Below are 3665 nucleotides of genomic sequence, written 5' to 3'. Positions count from 1 at the left end.
CGGTGCTGGAGCGGGACCGGCCGGGCCGGGCGGTGGTCGTCGGGGCCGGCTACATCGGCCTGGAACTGGCCGAGGCCCTGTCCGCCTGGGGCGTGGGCATCACCGTGATCGGACGCCCCCCGGCCCCGCTGCCGGCCCTGGACCCGGACATGGGCGCGCTCATCGCCACCGCGATGGAAGGCTTCGGGATGGAGGTGCGGATGGAGGAGACCGTCACCGGCTTCGACACCACCGACGGGAAGGTCACCGCCGTGGTCACCGACCAAGCCACCATCCCCACCGATCTGGTGATCCTCGGGCTGGGGGTGACCCCGAACACCACCCTGGCCGCCCAGGCGGGGATCCCGCTGGGGGCCACGGGGGCGATCACGGTGGACCGCCGGCTGCGCACCGGCATCGACGGGGTGTGGGCAGCCGGGGACTGCGTGGAGAAGTTCCACCGCGTCTCCCGCCGCCACGTCAGCCTCCCGCTGGGCACCCACGCCAACAAGGAGGGCCGCACCGCCGGGATCAACCTCGGCGGCGGCTACGCCACCTTCCCCGGAGTGCTCGGCACCGCCGTGACCAAGATCTGCGACATCGAAGTCGGACGCACCGGCCTCGGCGAGGCCGAGGCGCAGGCGGCCGGCTTCGATCCGGTCACCGCCGTGGTCGACTCCACCACCCGGGCCGGCTACTACCCCGGAGCCAAACCGATCCGCACCAAACTCATCGCCGAACGCGGCACCGGACGACTGCTCGGAGCCCAGATCGTCGGAGAAGAAGGCGCGGCCAAACGCATCGACGTGCTCTCCGTCGCTTTGTGGCACGAGACCCCGGTGGAAGAGCTGCTGAACATCGACCTCTCCTACGCCCCACCGTTTTCCCCGGTGTGGGACCCGGTGCTGATCGCCGCCCGCAAGAGTTGGCAGGCCGTGGAGGCCGACCGCGCCCGCACCGAACCCGGGTGACCACCGGCGCCTTCCGGGGCGGGGTCGGCACCGTCGATTAAGGGCCGGGCGGTGCCCTGCGCCAGGACCTTCCTCTACCGTGGAAGGTCAAGGACCAGGCCAGGATCGGAGTGCACCGTGCGGATCGGTGAAGCGGCCGCGGCCGCCGGAATGACCACCAAGACGCTGCGGTTCTACGAGCAGCAAGGGCTGCTTCCCCCCGCCCACCGCTGTCCCAACGGATACCGCGACTACCCGCCAGAGACCGTCGCGCGGCTGGAGTTCATCCGCCGCAGCAAGCTCGCCGGACTCACGCTGACCCAGATCCGGGAGATCCTGCGGGTCCGCGACGCCGGTGTGGCCCCCTGCGCCCACGTGGTCGCCCAGCTGGCCCAGCACCTGAGGGACCTGGACGAGCAGATCGCCGAACTCACTGCACTGCGGGCCTCGGTGGCCGGGTTCTACCGGGTGGCAGCCGAAGGGGACCCGGCCCAGTGCGAGGCACAACGGATCTGCAGCTACCTCTGAGGCCACCGCCGACCAGTAGCCAGGACAACCGGGTCCTGCACTTCACCCAGGCCCGGTTAGCGGCGGACGGCGTTGCGGTGAGGGTGGGTTCCCGATCAGGTGTTGGTGGCTGGTTGTTCCAGCCGTTGTGGGGCGCGCACGATCTGGGCCAGTGCCGCCAGTACGGGCAACTCCACCAGGGGGCCAACGACCAGGGCGACGGCGATCAGGGGCCGGTCCGGGAACGCGGCGACTGCGATCGCCAGGGCGATCGGGGAGTTCCGCGCGGTGGTGGTCATGGTCAGCGTCACCCTTTGGTCGGCCGGCAGGCGCAGGGCACGGGCGGTGGCGGTGGCCGCCAGTGGGGCGATGACGAAGAACGCGCCCAGGGGCACCAGCAGCAGCGCCAGCTCGTTGAGGTGGGCCAGGACGGTGCGGGCCTGCCAGGCGAACATCGCGAACACCGCCAGGTACAACAGCGGCAGCACCAGGCGTCCCGCCGGATCCAGTAGGACTCGTTCCCGCCAGGTCTCACCCCGGTACCGGGCGGCCGCCCAGCGGGCGAACAGGGCCACAGCCAGGGGCACGGCCAGCACCAACAGCACCGACTCGGCCAGCGTGGCGACATCGACCATCGCCGCCTGCCCGCCCAGCAGCAGCACGTAGACCGGCAGCAGCACCAGCTGCAGGATCAGATTCACCGGCAACAGGGCCGCGGCGATCCCGGCGTGGCCGCGGGCCATCGCGGTGAACACCAGATACCAGTCCGTGCACGGGGTCACCAGCAGCAGCAGCAACCCGATCCGCAGATCTGGGGACCCGCCCAGCAACCCGGCCCCCAGCCCCCAGGCCAACAACGGGGTGAACACGAAGTTGAGCACCAGGCTGGCCGCCACCACCGCCCGGGCCCGTTTGGCCTGGGCAAGCTGGGTCGCGTCCATCTGCACGAACACGGCCGCGAGCATCAGCATCAGCGCCGGCAGCACCACGTGCTGGGCGGTTGCTCCGACCGACCAGGCCACCCCTACGGCGAGGCCGGCCACGGCGGAGACCGCCACCAGCACACTCTGCAATCGTTCCCACCAGGACATCGGGCGCTCCTACTTCTTGAGGGGGTCGAGTTGAGGCATCCGCTGGTCATCATCGAGGCGGCCCAATGGAAAGTCATCGCGGCGGGCGAGGTTCTGCAGGTCCACGCCAGGCACGGCAGTCACGGAAGTCATGGCAGGACCGTAGACCTTCGAGCCGGGTAGAAGGTCAAGTCGAGTGAGCCTAGGGTGGGGATGTGCGCATTTCCGAGGTCTCTGCCCGTTCCGGGGTGCCGGCCACGACGCTGCGCTACTACGAGTCCATCGGGCTGCTCACTCCGCAGCGCTCGGACAACGGCTACCGGGTCTACGACGAGCACGCGCTGGAGCGACTGGCGTTCATCGATGCCGCCAAGAGCCTCGGCCTGGAGCTGCCCGAGATCAAGGACCTGTTGGAGCTGGCCGACTCGGGGACCTGCACGAAGGTCAAGGCCGCTCTGCATCCGCTGCTCACCGAGCAGCTGGCGCAGGTCGAGGACAGCCTGGCCAAGCTGAACAGGCTCCACGAACACCTCACCGCCGCCAGCAGGCACGTCGTGGCCTGCCCGGACAGTCCCGAGCGGTGCCGCTCGGAGTGCGCGTTCCTCGTGCTCTCCGAGGGCCCCGGTCAGCGATGGATTGATGACGACGGACGCGCCCGGCGTCGGAGCCACTGGCAGGAGATCCTCCAGCACGGCCCGGTGTCGGACGACGGCGACTCCCTGGTGGTCGAGGTACCCCTCGAGCGACTCCTCGAGATCTCGGCCCTGGCCCGGATCGAGCACGACAACGACCACGGCACGACCTTCACGCTTCAACTGGAGGGCGGGCGCTGCATCATGATCATCTCCGCCCAGGACCGGAGCACCTCGACCGTGTTCGATGCCCTCCGTGGGGGTGAGCGCGGGGAATTGGCCTCACCCTGAGCGCATCTTCCCCAGGGGCGAACCACCAACTGCATGCCGGGCAGTCCGGAAAAACATGGCAGGTGGCCACGCCCAACGCCAATGTCGGGCTTGTCCTCTATGAACCGCGTGGCAAAAAAATTTCGTTCGCGGACATGGCGACCCGATCCTCATGCCCTCGCGATCGAGCCGCCTTCCAGTGAAGACGGCTCGACCCCCCGGGGTGTCTCAGCAGCAGCTGGCTTGCGGGGTGGTCT

5 protein-coding genes are annotated in these 3665 nt (G+C 69.5%); 3 read left to right on the top strand and 2 right to left on the bottom strand.

Going from position 1 to position 3665, the window contains the following annotated elements; translation table 11 throughout:
• Positions 1-950, top strand: a 950-nt coding sequence (locus tag Q4E95_RS11865) for an FAD-dependent oxidoreductase (RefSeq protein WP_303383501.1), incomplete at its 5' end; no start/stop codon positions are given.
• Between the two features lie 117 nt (positions 951-1067).
• Positions 1068-1457, top strand: a complete 390-nt coding sequence (locus Q4E95_RS11860; RefSeq protein WP_303383500.1) for a heavy metal-responsive transcriptional regulator — start codon at positions 1068-1070, stop codon at positions 1455-1457.
• A 95-nt stretch (positions 1458-1552) separates the two neighbouring features.
• Here the strand turns inward: Q4E95_RS11860 and Q4E95_RS11855 are convergent, their stop codons facing one another.
• Both Q4E95_RS11855 and Q4E95_RS11850 read right to left on the bottom strand, forming a co-directional pair.
• Entirely contained in the window at positions 1553-2527 is a 975-nt protein-coding gene (locus tag Q4E95_RS11855; protein WP_303383499.1) for an arsenic resistance protein, read from the bottom strand.
• Positions 2528-2536: 9 nt separating this feature from the next.
• Positions 2537-2659 (bottom strand): hypothetical protein, encoded by a 123-nt coding sequence (locus tag Q4E95_RS11850; protein ID WP_303383498.1) that lies wholly within the window; start codon positions 2657-2659, stop codon positions 2537-2539.
• Positions 2660-2721: 62 nt separating this feature from the next.
• Here Q4E95_RS11850 and Q4E95_RS11845 point away from each other — a divergent pair, with 62 nt between their 5' ends.
• On the top strand, positions 2722-3429 hold the full coding sequence (locus Q4E95_RS11845) for a MerR family transcriptional regulator (RefSeq protein ID WP_303383497.1): 708 nt from the start codon (positions 2722-2724) through the stop codon (positions 3427-3429).
• Positions 3430-3665 lie beyond the last annotated feature (236 nt).

Source organism: Kocuria sp. (assembly GCF_030536815.1).
In the GTDB taxonomy this organism is placed as follows: Bacteria; Actinomycetota; Actinomycetes; order Actinomycetales; family Micrococcaceae; genus Kocuria; species Kocuria gwangalliensis.
The sequence above is the reverse complement of the archived record's forward strand: the minus strand, read 5'-3'. Positions and strand labels throughout refer to the sequence as shown.